Source organism: Guyparkeria sp. (assembly GCF_046540515.1).
Lineage (GTDB): Bacteria > Pseudomonadota > Gammaproteobacteria > Halothiobacillales > Halothiobacillaceae > Guyparkeria.
This window is the reverse complement of the sequence record NZ_JBKHFB010000110.1, coordinates 1-3,380: the sequence shown is the minus strand read 5'-3', so window position 1 is coordinate 3,380 and position 3,380 is coordinate 1. Positions and strand designations below refer to the sequence as shown.

Annotated in this window: 2 protein-coding genes and 1 tRNA gene; all 3 read left to right on the top strand. The window is 65.5% G+C overall.

Annotated features, from left to right (window positions below):
- Positions 1 to 1,311 (top strand): response regulator (locus ACLFRM_RS09210; RefSeq protein WP_410755442.1); only part of this gene is annotated, 1,311 nt, incomplete at its 5' end.
- A 131-nt stretch (positions 1,312 to 1,442) separates the two neighbouring features.
- The gene (locus ACLFRM_RS09205) at positions 1,443 to 3,071 is read left to right on the top strand and encodes an EAL domain-containing protein (RefSeq protein ID WP_410755441.1); all 1,629 of its coding nucleotides are present in this window, start codon (positions 1,443 to 1,445) and stop codon (positions 3,069 to 3,071) included.
- A 62-nt stretch (positions 3,072 to 3,133) separates the two neighbouring features.
- A tRNA-Pro gene (locus tag ACLFRM_RS09200) sits at positions 3,134 to 3,210 on the top strand.
- Positions 3,211 to 3,380: the final 170 nt, after the last annotated feature.

The window sequence follows — 3,380 nt, the reverse complement described above, 5'->3', positions numbered from 1 at the left end:
CTGATCGACCTGTGGATCCTGCGCTGCATCTCCCATCACCTCGACTCGGCGCTCGAGGTGGTCGAGACCACGCCCGGTCGTTTCGGCATGACCGCCACCTTCAGCGCCCCAATCCTGATCGGTGAGCCGGACAGCGGTGACCGACTGGCCGGGCAGCTGGTGGCGGTCGTCTGTGGCTCGGCCCAGCACCGACGCGCCTGGCAGGGCAATCTCGCCGCGCTCGGGGCGAGCATCCAGATCGAACCGGATTTCGGCCAGCCGGTCGACCTGCTGTTCCTCGACGAGCGGATCGTCGAGCGCCACCACGACGACCCGGCCTTCGGCCAGTGGATCTCACTGGCCGGCCGGGTGATCGGCCTGTCCAGCCACCTGACCATCCGGGGGCGCCCGGCCGCGCCGCTTCACTGGGCCGACTTCACCCTGCCGCTGTTCATCCGTGCCCGGGCACTGGCCGCTTCACTGGAACGCGTACTGGGTGCCCCGGCGCCGGCGCCGGGCCACCGCCCGGAACGCATGGCGGCACCCCGGCCAGTCGAGGAACGTCCCGCCCGTCCAGGCCAGTCAACCAAGCCGGGCCGGCACGCGCTGTATTCGTTCGCCGGGCGCACCGCGCTGGTCATCGACGACGATCCCGTCTACCTTGCCCACCTGGGACAGACGCTGCGAGAGCTGGGCTTTCACGTGCTCGAGGCCCCCAACGGCAAGCAGGCTCTGGCGCTCGCCGACCACGAGGACATCGACGTGGTGTTCACCGACATGCACATGCCGGACATCACGGGGGCGGGTGTGGCGCGCATCCTCAAGAAACGCCCGCGCCACCTGGGAACCCCGATCATCGCGATCACCGCCAACCGGCAGGGAAACGTCCACCAGGACCTGTTGCACAGCGGAATCGAACGGGTGTTGACCAAGCCGGTCACCTCGGGTGACCTGCTGAGTGCGATCGGCGAATTTTTCCCGCTGGAGACGCACGGCCGGCGCGCGGCCGCCCCCCTTACGGCCGCATCAGACAACCGGCCGGACGGCCGCGATCCTTTCCTCACCCAATTGCTCCGCGACGAGCTGCCAGGCTATCGCCGCCTGCTGACCGAGGAGATCGAGGATCGCGACGCCTTGCGTCATGCCGCGCACAAACTGCGCGGTGCGGCGGCCTGCTGTCGGGAAACCGAATTGCAGACCCTTGCCGGCGAGCTCGAGGACGCCCTCGAGGCCAACGCGCCCGCTGAACGGATCGACCGGCTCATCGAGGCGCTGATCGACTGCATCGACCGGATCAATGCCAATCCCGTCTACGACAGCAACGTCACCTGACCATCCATCATGCCGTGCGTATTTAAGGGAAACGAGATTCAGATGCCGACGGTTCGCTGCTACGATGCCTTTAACAGGATCATCCCTCAGGGCCGTGTGATCAAACCGCGATCAGGGAAGGGAAAGGGACGATGCAAGGGGACCACATCGTGGCGAACGGGAGGGCGGATTCGGGCATGATCGTCTTTCTCTGCACGGCCTCCGGGCGCGTGACGAGCGCCAGTCCCCGCGCGAACGAGCTGTTTCCCGCCGACGGTAACCAGACCCTCCGCGAACGTCTGGAAAGCCGCCTGCGCCTCAACCCCAGCCCGTCACTGGGCAGCGTCCTGATCGATGGCGAGGAGACCTCGCTGGTCGGCCTGATGGACAACCGCGAGATCACTCTCGCCATCACTCCGCTGGACGAACACCAGCGCACGGTGGTGATCATCGAAAGCCTCTGCCCGCCCACCAGCGTGGATTCGCTCACCGGCCTGCCGGATCGCAGCGCGATGCTCGAGCGCATCCACGACATCCAGGCCGACGGTGAAGGCGGTCACCGCCTGATGCTGGTCGACATCGACCGGCTCAAGACCGTCAACGATTACCTCGGTTACCACGTCGGCGATCGCGTCATACGCGATCTCGCCGCTGCGATGCAGGCAGCCGTTCCCGACGACGTCATGGCCGCGCGCTGGAGCGGCCACGAATTCATGCTCCTGATTCCGCCGCGCCAGGCCGAATACAGCCCGCAGATCGCCGAGCGCATCCGTTCGGCGGCCGCCAGCGTGCACTTCCATCACGACGACAATGACGCGCAGCTAGGCACAGTGACCGTCAGCATCGGCCACGCCGCGCTCGGCCCCGGGGAGACCAGTCGCACCCAGCCACGCGACCAGCTCTCTTCGCTGAACGCGGCCGTCTACGAGGCCAAGCGCACGGGCCGTGATCGCGTAGTCAACGCCGACCGACTGCAACAGCCATCGGTCTACGCCACCGGCGGAGCACTCGACCGGGCAATCCACGAGGGACGCATCGTCGCCGCCACCCAGCCGATCGTGGATCTCAGGACCGGCGAAGTAGTCGCCGACGAGGCGCTCGCGCGCATGATCACCCCCGAGGGCGACATCATCCCCGCCGGCTTGTTCATCGAGGCGGCCTCTCGCCTGCAGATGGCCCACCGGATCGATTTCGAGATCATCAACCAGACCATCTCCAACTGCGTCGCCTCCATCGACCACCGGCCCATGGCCCATTTCGTCAACATCTCGGGCGACTTCCTGCAACACCCGGAGCTGATGGAACAGGTGATCACCAACGCGCAGAACGCCTGTGGGTGCATTGGTGGTTCCGACAAGCTCGAGGTCAAGCCCCTGGTGCTGGAAATGACCGAGCGCGAGGTGCTCGAGGACACCGCGGATGCCTTCAGTGCACTCAAGCCGCTGATCGACTTCGGCATGCGTCTCGCCTTGGACGACTTCGGCAGCGGCTATTCCTCCTACCGCTACCTGCTGGACATGCCCTTTACCTTTCTCAAGATCGAGGGCGCGCTGGTGCAGAACATGAGCGAAAGCGTCCGCGCGCAGAAGATCGTCCGGCACATCCAGTCGATGGCCAAAGACCTGGGTCTGATCACCGTCGCCGAGTTCATCGGCGATGAACGCACCGCCGACATGCTGCGCGAGATGGGCATCGACTGGGGACAGGGCTTCCACTTCGGCCGGCCGGAAATCGTCCGCCCGCTGAAAAGCGACACGCGGGTCGCCGTCCACGACATCTGAACCGACACCGGCGCGACGGCCTTCCTCGCCACCGCAAAATGCGCTATCCTTCGCGCCCGTTTCGGAGTGTAGCGCAGCCTGGTAGCGCACCTGCCTGGGGGGCAGGTGGTCGGGGGTTCGAATCCCTCCACTCCGACCATTTAAAATCAACACGTTAGGGCCTATTTCCCCAACCTGTTGTCCCCCGAAAATCGCCTGTTGGTTACAATGTTGGTTACAACTCGCTCTGGCTCCCTAAGAAGCCGAGCGTAACGCAGGTACCGCCGACAGGAGAGCCCCGCCACGAGAAAGACGTGGCGGGGCTTTTTG